The organism is Micromonospora sp. DT201 (genome assembly GCF_049841575.1).
Classification (GTDB): domain Bacteria; phylum Actinomycetota; class Actinomycetes; order Mycobacteriales; family Micromonosporaceae; genus Micromonospora.
The window spans coordinates 172,421-188,950 of sequence record NZ_JBNCKP010000001.1; the positions used below are offsets into that span (position 1 = coordinate 172,421).

Annotated in this window: 16 protein-coding genes; 11 read left to right on the forward strand and 5 right to left on the reverse strand. The window is 72.7% G+C overall.

Annotated features, from left to right (window positions below; genetic code table 11):
• Positions 1–84: 84 nt before the first annotated feature.
• Positions 85–1,443 carry a phosphoglucosamine mutase gene (gene glmM, locus ACLQ28_RS00900; protein WP_425684270.1) on the forward strand — a complete coding sequence of 453 codons (1,359 nt, stop codon included), beginning with the start codon at positions 85–87 and terminating at the stop codon, positions 1,441–1,443.
• 72 nt (positions 1,444–1,515) lie between these two features.
• Here glmM and ACLQ28_RS00905 read toward each other — a convergent pair whose 3' ends face one another.
• Positions 1,516–2,712: a pyridoxal phosphate-dependent aminotransferase gene (locus ACLQ28_RS00905; protein ID WP_425684271.1), complete on the reverse strand. Its 1,197-nt coding sequence runs from the start codon at positions 2,710–2,712 to the stop codon at positions 1,516–1,518.
• 45 nt (positions 2,713–2,757) lie between these two features.
• The gene (locus ACLQ28_RS00910; RefSeq protein ID WP_425684272.1) at positions 2,758–3,354 is read right to left on the reverse strand and encodes an MmpS family transport accessory protein; all 597 of its coding nucleotides are present in this window, start codon (positions 3,352–3,354) and stop codon (positions 2,758–2,760) included.
• Positions 3,355–3,713: 359 nt separating this feature from the next.
• Between ACLQ28_RS00910 and glmS the strand changes: the two genes are divergently transcribed.
• A complete protein-coding gene (glmS, locus tag ACLQ28_RS00915; RefSeq protein ID WP_425684273.1) occupies positions 3,714–5,627 on the forward strand; it encodes a glutamine--fructose-6-phosphate transaminase (isomerizing) in 1,914 nt (637 codons plus the stop codon).
• A 15-nt stretch (positions 5,628–5,642) separates the two neighbouring features.
• Here the strand turns inward: glmS and ACLQ28_RS00920 are convergent, their stop codons facing one another.
• Both ACLQ28_RS00920 and ACLQ28_RS00925 read right to left on the reverse strand, forming a co-directional pair.
• Positions 5,643–7,232: an alpha/beta hydrolase gene (locus ACLQ28_RS00920; protein ID WP_425684274.1), complete on the reverse strand. Its 1,590-nt coding sequence runs from the start codon at positions 7,230–7,232 to the stop codon at positions 5,643–5,645.
• Complete coding sequence (locus ACLQ28_RS00925) at positions 7,229–7,525, reverse strand: hypothetical protein (protein ID WP_425684275.1); 297 nt, start codon at positions 7,523–7,525, stop codon at positions 7,229–7,231. The genes ACLQ28_RS00920 and ACLQ28_RS00925 overlap by 4 nt, the downstream gene beginning before the upstream one ends.
• 174 nt (positions 7,526–7,699) lie before the next feature.
• On the opposite strand from ACLQ28_RS00925, the gene ACLQ28_RS00930 reads away from it, so the two are divergent.
• The 6 genes from ACLQ28_RS00930 to ACLQ28_RS00955 all read left to right on the forward strand — a co-directional run bounded on the left by ACLQ28_RS00930 (position 7,700) and on the right by ACLQ28_RS00955 (position 13,148).
• Entirely contained in the window at positions 7,700–8,068 is a 369-nt protein-coding gene (locus tag ACLQ28_RS00930) for a holo-ACP synthase (protein ID WP_425684276.1), read from the forward strand.
• A 55-nt stretch (positions 8,069–8,123) separates the two neighbouring features.
• The gene (locus ACLQ28_RS00935; protein WP_425684277.1) at positions 8,124–9,593 is read left to right on the forward strand and encodes an NAD(P)H-hydrate dehydratase; all 1,470 of its coding nucleotides are present in this window, start codon (positions 8,124–8,126) and stop codon (positions 9,591–9,593) included.
• A gap of 90 nt (positions 9,594–9,683) precedes the next feature.
• Complete coding sequence (gene alr / locus ACLQ28_RS00940; protein WP_425684278.1) at positions 9,684–10,802, forward strand: alanine racemase; 1,119 nt, start codon at positions 9,684–9,686, stop codon at positions 10,800–10,802.
• Positions 10,799–11,902, forward strand: a complete 1,104-nt coding sequence (locus ACLQ28_RS00945; protein ID WP_425684279.1) for an alpha/beta fold hydrolase — start codon at positions 10,799–10,801, stop codon at positions 11,900–11,902. Before alr ends, ACLQ28_RS00945 begins: the two co-directional genes overlap by 4 nt.
• Complete coding sequence (tsaE, locus tag ACLQ28_RS00950) at positions 11,899–12,381, forward strand: tRNA (adenosine(37)-N6)-threonylcarbamoyltransferase complex ATPase subunit type 1 TsaE (protein ID WP_110563046.1); 483 nt, start codon at positions 11,899–11,901, stop codon at positions 12,379–12,381. Before ACLQ28_RS00945 ends, tsaE begins: the two co-directional genes overlap by 4 nt.
• Positions 12,382–12,446: 65 nt before the next feature.
• A complete protein-coding gene (locus ACLQ28_RS00955; RefSeq protein ID WP_425684280.1) occupies positions 12,447–13,148 on the forward strand; it encodes a uracil-DNA glycosylase in 702 nt (233 codons plus the stop codon).
• 12 nt (positions 13,149–13,160) lie between these two features.
• Here the strand turns inward: ACLQ28_RS00955 and ACLQ28_RS00960 are convergent, their stop codons facing one another.
• Positions 13,161–13,865, reverse strand: coding sequence for a helix-turn-helix domain-containing protein (locus ACLQ28_RS00960; protein WP_425684281.1), 705 nt, complete (start codon positions 13,863–13,865; stop codon positions 13,161–13,163).
• A 457-nt stretch (positions 13,866–14,322) separates the two neighbouring features.
• Between ACLQ28_RS00960 and tsaB the strand changes: the two genes are divergently transcribed.
• From tsaB to tsaD, 3 genes are read left to right on the forward strand one after another with little or no spacing between them, the layout of a single operon-like run.
• Entirely contained in the window at positions 14,323–15,000 is a 678-nt protein-coding gene (gene tsaB, locus ACLQ28_RS00965) for a tRNA (adenosine(37)-N6)-threonylcarbamoyltransferase complex dimerization subunit type 1 TsaB (protein ID WP_425684282.1), read from the forward strand.
• Positions 14,997–15,479, forward strand: coding sequence for a ribosomal protein S18-alanine N-acetyltransferase (gene rimI, locus ACLQ28_RS00970; protein WP_425684283.1), 483 nt, complete (start codon positions 14,997–14,999; stop codon positions 15,477–15,479). The genes tsaB and rimI overlap by 4 nt, the downstream gene beginning before the upstream one ends.
• Complete coding sequence (tsaD, locus tag ACLQ28_RS00975; protein ID WP_425684284.1) at positions 15,472–16,518, forward strand: tRNA (adenosine(37)-N6)-threonylcarbamoyltransferase complex transferase subunit TsaD; 1,047 nt, start codon at positions 15,472–15,474, stop codon at positions 16,516–16,518. Before rimI ends, tsaD begins: the two co-directional genes overlap by 8 nt.
• The last annotated feature ends 12 nt before the right edge of the window (positions 16,519–16,530 follow it).

The window sequence follows — 16,530 nt, forward strand, 5'->3', positions numbered from 1 at the left end:
CCGGTCCGCCTCCCCTCGATCGGGGGAGGTGGCCGGCCGTTTCGCTTTCTCCACATCGGCAGTGCGCAACGGAGGTTGGCGAGTATGGGTCGGTTGTTCGGCACGGACGGCGTACGCGGGCGGGCGAACGCGGATCTCACCCCTGAGTTGGCGCTGGCGCTCGCGGTGGCCGCTGCGCACACACTTGCCGAGACGGACCGCAGCCATCCGCCGCTCGCCGTCGTCGGTCGCGACACCCGGGCCAGTGGCGAGATGCTGGAGGCCGCCGTGGTTGCCGGGCTGACCAGTGCCGGCGCCAACGTGGTGCGGGTCGGCGTGCTGCCCACCCCGGCGGTGGCGTTCCTCACCGCTGAGACCAAGGCCGACCTCGGCGTGGTGCTCTCGGCGTCGCACAACCCGATGCCGGACAACGGCATCAAACTCTTCGCCGCTGGCGGGCACAAGCTGCCCGACGAGATCGAAATGCAGATCGAGGCGGCTGTGGAGGCGAACGCCACCACCGCCTGGGATCGGCCGACCGGGGCCGGCATCGGCCGTGTGCACGACCTGCTCGACGGCGCGGACCACTACGTCCAGCACCTGGTCGGCGCCGTGCCGCACCGGCTGGACGGGATCAAGGTCGTGGTCGACTGCGCCAACGGGGCCGCCGCCGAGGTTGCCCCGGTCGCCTACCGGGAAGCTGGCGCGGAGGTCGTCGCGATCCACGCCGAGCCGAACGGTCTGAACATCAACGACGAGTGTGGTTCCAACCACATTGAGGCGCTGCGCGAGGCCGTCGTCGAGCACGGTGCGCACCTGGGCATCGCGCACGACGGTGATGCCGACCGCATCGTCGCAGTCAGCGCCGACGGCGACGAGGTCGACGGCGACCAGGTGATGGCGATCCTCGCGCTGGCCATGCGGGATGCCGGCACGCTCACCCAGGACACGCTGGTCGCGACCGTGATGAGCAACCTCGGCCTGCGGCTGGCCATGTCCGCGCAGGGCATCCAGCTGATCGAGACCAAGGTCGGCGACCGGTACGTCCTGGAGGCTCTGCGCGCCTCCGGATTGGCGCTCGGCGGCGAGCAGAGCGGTCACATCGTCATGCCCGCGTACGCCACCACCGGCGACGGTGTGCTCACCGGTCTGCACCTGATGGCCCGGATGGCGGCCACCGGTCAGTCCCTCGCCGAGTTGGCCTCGGTGGTCACCAAGCTGCCCCAGGTGCTGATCAACGTGCCGGTCGGCGACCGGACCGTCGGTGCCGCCGCACCGGCCGTCCGCGCCGAGGTCGAGCGGGCCGAGGCGGAGTTGGGCGAGACCGGCCGGGTGCTGCTGCGCCCGTCGGGCACTGAGCCGCTGGTCCGGGTCATGGTCGAGGCCGCCACCGAGCAGACCGCCCGCGAGGTCGCCGAGCGGATCGCCGAGAAGGTTCGCACCGCCAGCCCCGCCGCGTCGTAGGTCAGCGGAAGGCTGTGGAGCTGAACCGTCTATGGCATCAGCTCCACAGCCTTCGGACAGCGACCCGCCGGGTCAGCCGGTCGGCGCCAGGGCGCGCAGCCGGGTGACCGCCTCGGTCAACACCTCGGGGCGCTTGCAGAAGGCGAAGCGGACCAGCCGCCGGCCCGCCTCGACGTCGTCGTAGAAGACCTGCGTCGGCACGGCCACCACGCCACAACGCTCCGGTAGGGAGCGGCAGAACTCCATCCCGTCCCGGCCGCCGAGTGCGGTGATGTCGGCGGTGACGAAGTATGTCCCCTCCGAGTCGAGCACCTCGAACCCGGCGTCGGTGAGACCGGAGACAAGCTGGTCACGCCGCTGTTGGAGGCTGTCCCGGAAGCCGGTGTAGTAGTCGTCCGGCAGGGCCAGCGCCACGGCGACCGCCGGTTGCAGCGGGGCCGCGTTGACGTAGGTGAGGAACTGCTTCACCCGCAGCACCGCCGAGACCAGGGCCGCCGGGCCGCTCGCCCAGCCGACCTTCCAACCCGTGCAGGAGAACGTCTTGCCGGCCGACGAGATGCGCAGCGTTCGCTCCCACATCCCGGGCAGGGTGGCCAGCGGCACATGCGGGTGCGCCGCGTCGGTGAAGACCAGGTGCTCGTACACCTCGTCGGTGACCGCGTACGTGTCGTGCTCCTGGCACAGCTCGGCGATCAGTGCCAGCTCGGCCGGGGTGAAGACCTTGCCGGTCGGGTTGTGCGGCGAGTTGAGCAGCACCAGCCGGGTCCGTGGGCCGAACGCCGCGCGCAGCGCCGCCGGGTCGAAGGCGTAGCGGCCGTCGGCCGCGGGACGCAGGGTCACCGGCCGTCGGACCGCGCCGGCCAGCGCGATCGAGGCGGCGTACGAGTCGTAGTACGGCTCGAAACAGACCACCTCATCACCCGGTTCGCAGAGGGCGAGGATGCTCGCCGCGACCGCCTCCGTCGCGCCCGCCGTGATCACGATCTCGCCATCCGGGTCGTACGCCAGGTCGTGGAACCGCCGCTGATGGGCCGCAACCGCCGTACGCAGGGCGGGAATCCCCGGACCGGGCGGGTACTGGTTCTGCCCGCTGCGCAGCGCCTCGGCTGCGGCGGCCAACATCTCCGGTGGACCGTCGGTGTCGGGGAAGCCCTGGCCGAGGTTGACCGCGCCGGTGCGAACGGCGAGGGCGGACATCTCGGCGAAGATCGTCGTGCCGAACGGCCGCATTCGGGCCACCAGCGGGTCGACATCGGTGCTCGTCGTCACGCCCGCCAGCCTACGGGCCGACCGGGTCAACTCGACCCCGGAGATTCAGCCGAAGCAGCTGGCCCGCCAGGCCGCTCCGCCGACCTGCTCCGTCACCGGCGCGCCACCATCGACAGTGACCGAGCAGGCGATCGACTCTCCCGTGCCGACGGACCTGCTGACCTGCACCATCAACTGGTCCCGCCGGTCAGTGCGAATGTTCGTGCGCCACGGCAGCTGCACCTCGTCCAGCCAGATGCTTTCGCCGTTCGCGTCGTGGTAGAGGATGTCGGCCCGCCCCTGTCCGGTCACCTCGTAGGCCACCTTCACCTGGCCGGGGCCGGTGGACGGCGTCGTCGCGGGTCGGGCTGAGGCGGTCGGCGTCGGCCCCGGCGTGGCGACTGCCGGAGCTGCGGGGCCCGTCTGCCCGGAATCGGCGGTGAGCGACTCGGCCGGGGACTGGTCGTCGGGGCGGAGCAGCGCGTACCCGCCGAGACCGCCGAGCAGGAGCGCCGCCGCGAGGACCGCGCTGGTCAGCACCCGCCGGCGGGGGTGACGCTCGCCGGGCTGGGGCTCGACGCCGGTGGGCGGAACCGGGGCGGCATCGGGCCGCGCCGACGGATCGGGCGTTGACGGATCGGAGGGTGGCGTTCCCTCGGGCATGACTGCTCCAGTCAGGGTTAACGGGTAACCGAACAAGCGGTTCGCCCGGGCTTCGCAGGGTGCGGCAGAGCTTACCGAAGGGCGGTGACGCACCATCTGTCACTTTCGCCTCGTCAGACAGCCCGCTGACGGGGATGGCGTGGACGCGCAGGTGGGGCCACCGGTGAGCCGATGCCCCATCTCGCTGCTTGCGGCCTCGCTATACGGGTAGGTGGGGGACGGCGGCCCGCGTCGCGGCACCTGAGGCCGGGCTTCCGCGCCGGTCGTCGTCGCCGCCTCGGCGGTTCGCTCAAACTAGATGTTCGTTTACCCGACTTTCGAGCACCCATCGTGAGTGAAACTGGGTTAGGCTGCGGGCCATGTGTGGAATCGTGGGATACGCGGGCGCGCGCCCTGCACTCGGCATCGTCCTCGACGGGCTGCGGCGGCTGGAATACCGCGGCTACGACTCGGCGGGCGTCGCGATCGTCTGCGACGACCAGCTGCTGACCGAGAAGAAGGCCGGCAAGCTGGCCAACCTGGAAAAGGTGCTGTCCGAGCGGGCCGCCGACGACCCGACCTCCTGTGCGGCCAGCCCGATCGGCATCGGTGACGGCACCACCGGCATCGGGCACACCCGGTGGGCCACGCACGGCGGCCCAACGGACCGCAACGCCCACCCGCACGTCGCCGGCGACGGCCGGGTTGCGGTGATCCACAACGGCATCATCGAAAACTTCGCCAAACTCCGCGCCGAGCTGGAGGCCGACGGCATCCAGTTCACCAGCGACACCGACACCGAGTGCGCCGCGCACCTGCTCGCCGCCGCGCTGGCCGACCTGCGCGCTGCCGGCCAGCCGGACGGCCCGCAGTTGCTCGCAGCCGGCATGCGGGTGGTCTGCCAGCGGCTGGAAGGTGCCTTCACCCTGCTCGCCGTCGACGCTGCCGTGCCCGGCGCGGTCGTCGGCGCCCGGCGCAACTCGCCACTCGTGGTCGGCCGGGGCGACGGGGAAAACTACCTGGCCAGCGACGTGGCCGCGTTCATCGAGCACACCCGGGAAGCGGTCGAGCTGGGCCAGGACCAGATCGTGCTGATCACTGGCGACAGCATCGAGATCACCGACTTCGACGGCCAGCCCGCCGCCGGCAAGGACTTCCACATCGACTGGGACTCCTCGTCGGCCGAGAAGGGCGGCTACGACTGGTTCATGCTCAAGGAGATCGAGGAGCAGCCGCAGGCCATCGCCGACACGCTGCTCGGCCGGCTCACCGAGACCGGTGAGATCGCCCTCGACGAGGTCCGCCTCAGCGACCAGGATCTGCGCGACGTCGACAAGATCTTCATCGTGGCCTGCGGCACCGCGTACCACGCCGGCATGGTCGCCAAGTACGCCATCGAGCACTGGACGCGGATCCCCTGCGAGGTGGAGCTGGCCAGCGAGTTCCGCTACCGCGACCCGGTGCTCGACCGGTCCACGCTGATCGTGGTGATCTCGCAGTCCGGCGAGACGATGGACACCTTGATGGCGCTGCGCCACGCCAAGGAGCAGAAGGCCCGGGTGTTGGCCATCTGCAACACCAACGGCTCGACCATCCCCCGCGAGTCCGACGCGGTGCTCTACACCCACGGCGGGCCGGAGATCGCCGTCGCGTCCACCAAGGCGTTCCTCACCCAGGTCGTCGCCTGCTACCTGATCGGCCTGCACCTCGCCCAGGTGCGGGGGATCAAGTTCGCCGACGAGGTGGGCGCGGTGGTCGCGCAGTTGCAGGAGATTCCCGGCAAGCTGCGTGAGCTGCTCGACCGCATCGAGCCCGTGCGCGAGCTGGCCCGGGAGCTGAAGTCCGAGCCCACCGTGCTGTTCATCGGCAGGCACGTCGGCTACCCGGTAGCCCTGGAGGGCGCGCTCAAGCTCAAGGAGTTGGCGTACATGCACGCCGAGGGCTTCGCCGCCGGTGAGCTGAAGCACGGCCCGATCGCCCTGATCGACAAGGGCACCCCGGTGATCTGCGTGGTGCCCTCGCCGGTTGGCCGGGGCATGCTGCACGACAAGGTCGTCTCCAACATCCAGGAGGTCCGGGCACGCGGCGCGCGGACCATCGTGATCGCGGAGGAGGGTGACGAGGCTGTCGTCCGGTACGCCGACCACCTGATCTACGTGCCGCGTACGCCGACCCTGCTGGCCCCGCTCGTCACCACAGTGCCGCTGCAGGTGCTCGCCGCCGAGATCGCTGACGCCCGTGGGCACGACGTGGACCAGCCTCGCAACCTGGCCAAGTCGGTCACCGTCGAGTAGGGCAAGCCCTAACCCTCAGCGGCCCAGCACGACCCGGGCCATCCCGTCCAAGGCGGGATTGCCCGGGTCCCAGTAACCGCTGTGCCCGCCTCGCCCGCTGCCGAAGACCCGACCGCCGAACCCGGGATCTGACGGGTCGTGACCAAACCACAGCTCGTGCCCGGTCCGGTCGGGCCAGCCCAGCGCCGCCGCCAGCGGGGCCGCACCCAACAGGGCCCGGCGGCCCACCTCATCCAGCGGACGGGCCGCCCGGATCACGTCGTCGGGGGCACTGCTCGCCCAGACCTCCCCAGGTGGCACGCCCAACTCCGCGGCGTGCGACGCGCCGACCCCGGGCGAACCGACGAAGACCAGCGCGTCGGCGGCCAGCCCGTGCTCCCGGGCGGCCACCCCCACAACCAGTGACCCGTAGCTGTGCCCGAGCACGGTCTGCCGGGCCGGCGGCCCCTCGTGGCTGGCCCGCAACCCCTCCTGAAAGCGATGCAGCGCCGGGCCAGCGTCCCGGGCCTGCCCAGCCGAGATGGCCTCGGTCAGGAAATCCGGGGCGTCGTAGTCCAACCAGAGCACCGCCGCGCTGCGCTCACCCGGGGCGAGCGCGACGCACCGGTCCAGCACGCGCGCCGCCCTGCCCAGCTCACCGGCGGCGTCGTCCAGGCCGGCGGTCATCCCCGGCACGTAGGTCAGCACCCGGTCGGCATGGTCCGGGTCACCGAGCGACACCACCACCCGACCCTCACCAGCCGGATCCAACCCGAGCAGGTACGCCCGCGGCTCCCCGCCGGCCGCCAGCCGCCCGGCCAGCGCGTCCAGGCCGGCCAATCGCCCGGCCACCCCGCGCAGCCGGATCGACGTGATCGGCCCTGGCGGCACCCGGGCCAGCAAACGTCGCTGCTCAGCCAGCAACTCCTCTCGCCAGAACCCGAGCCGCAGTCGATTGGCCTGGTCACGCGCGGCCACCGGCACCCCGTCCAAACGGCCGACCAGGGCCGGCTCGCGCCCGATCAGCCACCGTCGCTGAGCCGGGGTCAACCCGGACCACCAGGCGCGGACCAGCGTCGGTGCGGCACCGGCCGCCGGCCGGCCCGGCGGTGGCGGGGACGTCCAACCGGAGCCGGCGGCCCGGGCCAGCTCATCCAAGCGGTCGGCAGCGGCCCGATCTGCCGCCCCGGCGTCGTCGAGCGCGTCGCGCAGGGCCGCCGCCACCCGAGCCGCCGCCACGCCGGTCCGCTCGGTGGGCCGGACCCGGGTGGGATCGACGTGCACCCTGCCCGCGCGGTCCACCAGCAGACCGCCCGCGTCCGCGTGAGCGACCGCAGCAGCGAGCCGCGCCTTCGCCACCGTCAGCCGACCGGCCAACTCGGCCAGCACCTGGTCGACCTCGATCAGCGCGGGCGCGACCGAGGTCAGCTCGTCGGACAGACCGGATAGCCGGGAACCCGCCGCCGTGGCGGCCGCACCGGACCAACCGCTCCGCAACCGCCCGCCGGCCCCACGCAGCTCGCCGACGCGTCTGTCGACCGGCCCGATCAGCCCGGCCCAGGCCGCCCCGGCGGCCCGCCACCCACCCGGATCGGCTGCCCACAGCTGCCGGTAGCCGACGTTCACCGGGGCAGGGCGGCGAACCGGTCGGCGGCCCGATCGTCCACCGTCTCGTACGCCTCAGCCGCCGCACGGACCCCTCCGGAGGTCGCCGCGACCTGGGCACCCAGCTGGCAGAACCAGGCGTGCCCGGCGGCCTCCAGCCCGGCCAGAGCCGTGCCAGCTCGCCACTCGGGCGCCGCCGCCAGCAGCCCGGGCACCCCCGCGAGACCCAACGCCAACCGATGCGCCTCGTCGTCGAGGGTGACGGCAACCGCCCGCAGCAACTCCGGCCGAACAGTGAACGGCTCATCGGTCATGACCACACCTCCGTGGACGATCGGCATCGACGAACTGACGCTAGGCGGGCACTGGAGGCCTCGCGGTGCCCTGTGGACAGCCGGCGGTGGGCCGTACCGCGGCGTGTCCACAGGCGTTGCCCACCGCGGGCCCGACGGCTAATCTGCGGCCCCGGTCGCCGGTAGGGTGGTGTGGTGATCGTCGCTGTCGGCATCGACGTCGTCCTGGTCGACCGGTTCGCCCGGGCCCTGGCACGGACGCCGCCGCTCGCCGACCGACTCTTCACCACGGCAGAGCGGCACACCCGCGCCGGCAACCCGCGCTCGCCGGAGTCGCTCGCAGCCCGGTTCGCCGCCAAGGAGGCCGTGGCCAAGGCGCTCGGCGCTCCGGCCGGGCTGCGCTGGCACGACTGCGAGATCGTGTCCGACCCGGACGGCCGTCCCCGGCTGGCCGTGTCCGGCACCGTCGCGGCGGCAGCCGACGCGCGCGGGGTCAACCACTGGCATGTCTCGTTGTCGCACGACGGAGGAATCGCGTCGGCGATGGTGGTCGCGGAACGGTGACGTCGGTCGGGCGGGCCGATCAGGTCCACCTGCAAATGGGAGGGGACACGTCGGCATGAGATCGGTGTGGCGGGTGGCCGACGTACGGGCGGCCGAGGCGGGGCTGATGGGCACGTTGCCGGAGGGCACGCTGATGCAGCGGGCCGCCGCAGGGCTGGCCCGCCGGGCCGCTCTGCTGCTCGTCGAGCGGGGCGGGGTCTACGGCAGCCGGGTGCTGCTGCTGGTCGGCTCCGGCGACAACGGTGGCGACGCGTTGTACGCCGGGGAGCGGCTGGCCCGTCGAGGTGTCGACGTGTCCGCTCTGCTCCTCACTCCCGGGCGTGCGCACACCGCAGGGCTGGCCGCGCTGCGCGCTGCCGGCGGCCGGCTGGTGGACCGTCCGACCGGCCCGGTCGACCTGGTCCTCGACGGCATCGTCGGCATCGGCGGCACCGGCGGGCTGCGGGCGAGCGCCGAGGAGAAGGCCCAGCGCCTCTGCGAGCTACGCGGGCGCGATGGCAACCGTTCCACCGTGGTGGCGGTGGACGTGCCGAGCGGGGTCGCGGTGGACACCGGCCACGTGCCGCTGTCCGCGTCCGGCCGGCCCTGCGCGGTCCGCGCCGACGTGACGGTGGCCTTCGGTGCGCTGAAGCCCGCACTGATGGTCGGGCCGGCGGCAGCCCTGGCCGGGCAGGTGGAGCTGGTCGACATCGGGCTGGGCCCGTGGCTGCGCGGCACCCCGGCGCTCCGGGTCACCGAGTGGTCCGACCTGGTCGACTGGTGGCCGAAGCTGGGCCCGGCGTCGGAGAAGTACACCCGGGGCGTGGTGGGCGTGGCCACCGGCTCGGCGACCTACCCGGGTGCGGCGGTGCTCTCCGTGGGTGGCGCCCTGGCCGGGCCGACCGGCCTGGTCCGCTACGCCGGCAGCGCCCGCACCGAGGTGCTGCACCAGCACCCCTCGGTGATCGCCAGTGGGCGGGTCGCCGACGCGGGCCGGGTGCAGGCCTGGGTCTGCGGCTCCGGGCTGGGCACCGGTGCGGACGCGGCTGCCGAACTGCGCGCCGTGCTGGCCACCTCGGTCCCGGTGGTGCTCGACGCCGACGCGTTGACCCTGCTGGTGGACGGCTCGCTTGCCGACCGGCTGCGCGGCCGGGACGCGCCGATCGTGGTCACCCCGCACGACCGTGAGTTCACCCGGCTCTGCGGCGAGGAGCCCGGCGCCGACCGGGTCAGCGCGGCGTTGCGGCTGGCCGCCTGGATGAACGCGGTGGTGCTGCTCAAGGGGGACCGCACGGTGATCGGCACGCCAGACGGTCGGGCGTACGTCAACCCGACCGGCACCCCGGCCCTGGCCACCGGAGGCACCGGCGACGTGCTGGCCGGGCTGCTCGGCTCACTGCTGGCGGCTGGGGTGCCCGCCGATCGGGCTGCGGCCTCGGCTGCGTACCTGCATGGGCTCGCCGGCCGGGAGGCGGCCCGGGGTGGGCCGGTGACCGCGCCCGACGTGGCGACGGCCCTGCGCCCGGTTGTCGCCCGGCTGGGCTGATCGGTTCGGCTCCGGGCGGGACGACCGGATCGACTGCCCGGGACGTGCGTCGCCGCCCGCGGTGATCTCAGCGGAAAGTAGGCTTGGCGCATGTGGCAGGCCGAGATACGCGTTGATCTTGACGCGATCCGCGAGAACGTGAGCACGCTCCGCTCCGGCACCACGGCCGAGCTGATGGCCGTGGTAAAGGCTGACGGGTACGGCCACGGAATGCTTCCGGCCGCCCGCGCGGCGCTCGACGCCGGGGCGGACTGGCTCGGTGTCTGCACCCTCGACGAGGCGCTCACCCTGCGTCGGGCCGGGGTGACCGTGCCGGTGCTGGCCTGGCTGCTCGCGCCCGGGCTGCCGTTGCATGAGGGGGTCAGCGCCGGGGTGGACCTGGGCGCCGCCAGCCTGCCGCAACTGGACGAGATGATCGAGGCGAGCCGGCTCGCCGGCCGCCCCGCCCGCCTGCACCTGAAGATCGACACCGGGCTGTCGCGGGGTGGGGCGACCGTCGCCGACTGGCCGGCACTGCTGGACGCCGCCGCGAAGGCGCAGGCCGACGGCCTGGTCGAGGTGGTCGGCGTGTGGAGCCACTTCGTGTACGCGGACATGCCCGGCCACCCCACCACTGACCGTCAGGTGGCCGTCTTCCACGAAGGGCTGGCCATGGTCGAGCGGGCCGGGCTGCGCCCGCGCTGGCGGCACCTCGCCAACTCGGCGGCGACCCTGACCCGCCCCGACACCCACTTCGACCTGGTCCGACCCGGTCTGGCCATCTACGGGCTCTCCCCGGTGGCCGGTGAGACGTACGGGCTGCGGCCGGCGATGACCGCGCGCGCCCGGGTGATGCTCACCAAGCGGGTGCCCGCCGGAACCGGTGTCTCCTACGGGCACACCTACACCACGCCGAGCGAGGCGAACCTGGCCGTGGTGCCGCTCGGGTACGCCGACGGGGTTCCCCGGCACGCCTCCAACACCGGGCCGGTGCAGCTCGGCGGCGTGCGGCGAACGATCTCGGGGCGGGTCTGCATGGACCAGTTCGTGATCGACTGCGGCGACGACCCGGTGGCCGACGGCGACGTGGCGACGCTCTTCGGCAGCGGTGCCGACGGCGAGCCGACGGCCGACGACTGGGCCGAGGCGGTCGGCACGATCAACTACGAGATCGTCACTCGGTTCGGCAGCACGCGGGTGCCGCGCGTCTACGACGGCGAACGGGCATGAGCTACCGCATTCCGCGTCCGCGGACCGCGGCCGGCCGGGTCGCGGGGATCGTCGGCGCCGCGGTCGGGGTGGCCGCGGCGGGCCTGGCGGCCGGCGTAGCGACCGAGCGCACCCTGGTCCGCCGGCTCAAGACCGACCCGGCCGACCGCTACGCGCACGAGACGTTCGACGAGCAGCGGTACGACGAGGCCTTCCGTCTCGAAATGCCCGACGGCACGGACATCCACGTCGAAGTGGTCGAGCCGACCCGGCCGGTGCCGGGGCACCCAACGGTGGTGCTGGTGCACGGCTTCTGCCTGGACATGGGGACGTTCCACTTCCAGCGCCAGATGCTCGCCGCGCGCGGTGACTACCGGATCGTGGCGTACGACCAGCCCGGTCACGGCCGGTCCGCCCGGCTGGAGACCGGAGAGTACGACCTGGCGGTGCTCGGCCGGACGCTGCGCCAGGTGATCGACCGAACCGCCCCGGACGGGCCACTGGTGCTGGTCGGCCACTCGATGGGCGGTATGACCATCATGGCGTTCGCCGAGCTGTTTCCGGAGCTGTTCGGTGACCGGGTGGTGGGCACCGTCCTGATGGCCACGTCGGGCGGGCTCATCGCGGAAACCAAGCTGGTCGCACCCGCGCTGCTTGGCCGGGTCGGTGGCCCGGTGCTGTACATGGTCAGCAACGCCACCCGGTACGGCGGGCCGATGATCGACAAGGCCCGCAAGTCGACGTCGAACGTGGCCTGGCTGCTGACCCGCAAGTATGGCTTCGGCACCCGCAAGCCCAGCCCGGCGCTCGTGTCCTTCGTGGAGATGATGAACTCTCGGACGTCGGCCGACACGGTGACCCGTTATCTGCGGACCCTGGCCACCCACTCGCGCTTCCCGGCCCTCGCGGCGTTGGCCGCGACGCCGGTGCTGGTGGTGGTCGGCGACAAGGACATGATTACCCCGGTGACCCATTCCGAGGAGATCGTCCGTCGGCTGCCGCACGCCGAGTTCGTCAAGATCGAGGACAGCGGTCACGTGGTGATGCTGGAGCACGCTGACGAGGTCAATGCCGCGCTCGCGCGGTTCCTCGAGTCACTTGGAAAGTCGGAGGAACGGTGAGTCACGTCGTCAAGCTGCCGACCGTCGAGGACACCCGGGAGTTCGGCCGGCGCCTGGCCGGGCTGCTGCGAGCAGGTGACCTGGTGCTGTTGACCGGCCCACTCGGCGCCGGCAAGACGGCGCTCACCCAGGGCGTCGGCGCCGGGCTCGGTGTCGTCGGGGACATCACCTCCCCGACATTCGTGATCGCCCGGGTGCACCGTCCCGATCCGTCCCGGGGCGGCCGGGTGGCCCTGGTGCACGCGGACGCGTACCGGTTGGGTGACGCCACCGACCCACGCGCCGAGATCGACGACCTGGACCTCGACGCCTCGGTGGACGACTCGGTCACGGTGGTGGAGTGGGGCGAGGGCCTGGTGGAGCAGTTGGTCGACGCGCACCTACGGGTCCGCATCGACCGTCGCGACGACGACACCCGGATCGTCGAGCTGGATCCGATCGGTGGCGACTGGGCCCGACGGCTCGCCGACCTGGGTTAGGTCGGCGGCTGTCGTACCCGGTGCCTAGAGTGCGGGGGACCGACCCGTGCTGTGAGAGGTTCCTGATGCCCGACGACGCCCCCGCCCTTGACCTGCTGGCCCTGCTGCCGGAGCAGTGGCGTGCCGTGCTCACCCCGCACCTGGATGCGGCCCGCACCGCCGCGTTGGCTGAGTTCGTCGCTCGGGAATACGCGACGCAGACCGTCTTCCCGCCCCTGGATGACCTGTTCTCGGCGTACCGGCTCTGCCCGCCGCAGGGCACCCGGGTGCTGATCCTCGGGCAGGACCCTTACCACCGGGCCGGGCAGGCGCACGGGCTGAGCTTCAGCGTCCGCGACGGTGTGACGGTGCCGCCGTCGTTGCGCAACGTCTTCAAGGAGCTGGGCGAGGACGTGGGCGTCCCCAAGCCGCGCAGCGGCAACCTTGACGGTTGGGCCGCCCAGGGTGTGCTGCTGCTCAACGCGGTGCTGACCGTCCGCCAGGCCACCCCGGGCTCGCACGCCAACTCCGGCTGGGAGGAGTTCACCGACGCGACCATCAGGGCGCTGGACGCGTCGCCGGACCGGGTGGTCTTCCTGCTCTGGGGCGGCTACGCCCGTAAGAAGGCCGGCCTGGTCACCAACCCGCAGCACGTGGTGCTGGAGGCTGGCCACCCCAGCCCGATGAACCCGCGCGGCTTCCTCGGCAGCCGCCCGTTCAGCGCGGCCAACAAGGCGCTCGCCGACGCCGGCCTGCCCACCATCGACTGGGAGCGCACCGCCGGCTGAGCCGGCGGTGGTTCAGCCTCCGCTGGGCGCCTGCCGGTCCCGGTAGCGGCGCAACAGCTCGCCGGCGCGTGGCTCGGTCAGCTCCAGCTCGACCAGCGGCACCACCCGGTAGATCCGCCCACCGTGCTGCACCTCGATCGTCTCGGGCAGGTCGTCGCACATTGTTGCCCTGACCTCGCCGTACCGGGTCGACCAACGATGCTCACCCGGCTCCTCCGGCTCCAGCCACACTCCGCCGAACTCACCCCAGCGGGCGTTCCACCGCTGGCCGTAGTTCGTCTCCAGCCACCGGGTGAACGGTTTGGAGTCCTGCCAGCGCAGGGCGATCTCCAGCGCGTCGACCGGCACCGGCGCGCCCTGCAACAGCGCTGCGGTGGTTCCGGTTATCACCTGCGGGAAGTCGGAGAGCCGGCCCAGTAGCCGATCCAGGCCAAGCGCGTCGATCCGCTCGGCGATCGGCTGGGCGGCCAGGTCGTCGATCCGAGCGTCGAGGTGGGCGTCCAGCGGCTCAACCCCAACCACCAACTGCACATCCATGGCGGCAAGCAACCGCTCCAGTGCGGCGAGGCTGGGCGCTCGATCGCCGCCTTCGATCCGGGCGACCATCGCCTGGCTGATCCCGGCCAACTCGGCCAGCTCACATTGGCTCAGCTCGCGTGACTGCCGTTGCTGACGGATGGCCGTGGCGAGTAGACCGACGAGACGAGTGGGTGGCATCCCGGGATGGTGGACCATGCCGGCCGCGCCGGAAACCGGTGAGGCGGATTCACGACTGGATGGGCCGTCGCTCCGCTGCACAGGCATGCCGGGGACGCGCCTCCGGCGACCGGGCCTTCCCTGATGAGCGGTATACCTGTGAGTCATAAATATGACTCACAGGTATACCGCTCAATGCGGCACGTGGCCCGTCGCCCTCCGCCGAGTCGGGCCGCCCCGGCGGATGGGGCGGTGGTTGAGGCGGTGGTTGGGCGGGTGAGGCCGTGTGTGGGTGGGGCCGTGCGGTGGGGCGGGACGACCCGGCGCGGCCACAGCAGCGGCGGTTGCGGCGGCGCAGAGCCCGGAGGGGCCGCGTGGCGGCTCAGCGGCGGCCTTGGGTGGCGGTGGCGCCGGGGGCGTGGAGGTCGAGGGCGGGGCGTGACCGGGGGCGTTGGCGGGGCGGCTAGGCTGGCTAACCGTGCTCGTACTCGTGGTGGACAGCTCGACCCCCGCGGTGACCGCGGCGCTGGTGGAGGTCTCGGCGGACGGCGTGGTGTCCCGGGCGCATCGGTGCACCGTCGACGCCCGCGCCCACGGCGAACTGCTCGCGCCCCAGGTGGACGCGGTCCTCGCCGATGCCGACGCGCGCCCGCGTGACCTGGCCGCCATCGTCGCCGGGCTCGGCCCGGGGCCGTTCACCGGGCTGCGGGTCGGCCTGGTCACCGCCGCGACGATGGGTCAGGTGCTCGGCATCCCCACGTACGGCGTCTGCTCCCTGGACGCCATCGGCTACCCGGCGGCGTCCGGTGAGCCGGTGTTGGCCGCCAGCGACGCCAGGCGCAAGGAGCTCTACTGGGCCATCTACGACGGCGCCGGCGAGCGGATCGTCGGGCCTGAGGTGTCCACGCCGGTGGTCGCCGCCGCGCGCGCTCGCGAGTTGGGGGCGACGGCTGCGGTCGGCGACGGGGCGCACCGGTACGCCGAAATCCTGGACCTGCCCGTTCGGGTCGAGCCGCGGTACCCGGATGCCACCGTGCTGGCGCTGCTGGCCGCGGAGCGGATCCGGGCAGGTCTGCCCAGTGAGCGACTCACCCCGCTCTACCTGCGCCGCCCGGACGCGGTGGCAGCGACCGGCCGCAAACCGGTCCTGCCATGACGGCGGTACGGCTCGACCCGTTCCGCTGGTGGCACATCGACGACGTACTGCCGATCGAGGCTGACCTTTTCGGGGCCGAGCAATGGTCGCCGACCATGTTCTGGAACGAGCTGGCCAACGGGCACCATTACCGGGTCGCCGTCGACGCGGACGGGTCGGTGCTCGGTTACGCCGGGCTCGCTGGTGTCCCCCCGGGCGAGGTATGGGTGCAGAACATCGCCGTCCGCCGGGACGCCCAGCGGCGCGGCGTGGGCCGTGCCCTGCTGGAGGAGTTGCTCGCCGAGGCGGCCCGACGCGACGCCCGCACCACAATGCTGGAGGTCGCCGTGGACAACGCCGCCGCCCAGCGGCTCTACGCGACGTACGGGTTCGAGCCGATCGGGGTGCGGCGCGGCTACTACCAACCGAGCAACACCGACGCGCTGGTCATGCGGCGCGACGCCGAGGCGACCGGGGACGGACCACACGACCATGGCTGACGAACCGCTGATCCTGGGCATCGAGACCTCCTGCGACGAGACCGGCGTCGGCATCGTGCGGGGGCACACCCTGCTGGCCGACGCGCTCGCCTCCAGCGTCGAGGAGCACGCCCGGTTCGGGGGTGTGGTGCCCGAGGTGGCCAGCCGGGCGCACCTGGAGGCCATCGTGCCAACGATGGACCGGGCATTGAGCGAGGCCGGCGTCACCCTGGCCGACATCGACGCGATCGCGGTCACCTCCGGGCCGGGGCTGGCCGGCGCGCTGCTGGTCGGCGTCGCCGCCGCGAAGGGCTACGCGCTCGCCGCCGAGAAGCCGGTGTACGGCGTCAACCACCTCGCCGCCCACGTAGCGGTGGACACCCTCGAGCATGGCCCACTGCCCGAACCCGCCATCGCGCTCCTGGTGTCTGGCGGCCACTCGTCCCTCCTGCTCGTCGACGACCTGGCCCGGGGCGTCACCCCGCTGGGTGCGACCATCGACGATGCGGCCGGCGAGGCGTTCGACAAGGTCGCCCGGCTGCTCGGGCTGCCGTTTCCGGGCGGCCCGCCCATCGACCGGGAGGCCCGGGCCGGCGACGCCGCCGCGATCGCCTTCCCCCGAGGTCTGACCGCCGCGAAGGATCTCGCCGCCCACCGGTACGACTTCTCGTTCTCCGGCCTGAAGACCGCGGTGGCCCGATGGGTCGAGGCGCGTCAGCGTGCCGGCGAGTCGGTCCCGGTGGCCGACGTGGCGGCGTCCTTCCAGGAGGCGGTCTGTGACGTGCTGACCAGCAAGGCGCTCGCTGCCTGCCGTGCGAGCGGGATCGAGACCTTGGTGATCGGCGGGGGAGTGGCGGCGAATTCGCGGCTGCGGGCGATGGCCGAGCAGCGGGCCGAGAAGTACGGCATCCAGGTCCGGGTGCCCCGGCCGAAGCTGTGCACCGACAACGGAGCGATGGTGGCCGCGCTCGGCTCGCACCTGGTCGCCGCAGGGGTCGCACCGAGCCGGCTGGACCTGCCGGCCGATTCGGCCCTGCCGTTGACCACGGTCAGCGTGTGACGGGAGCGGCCG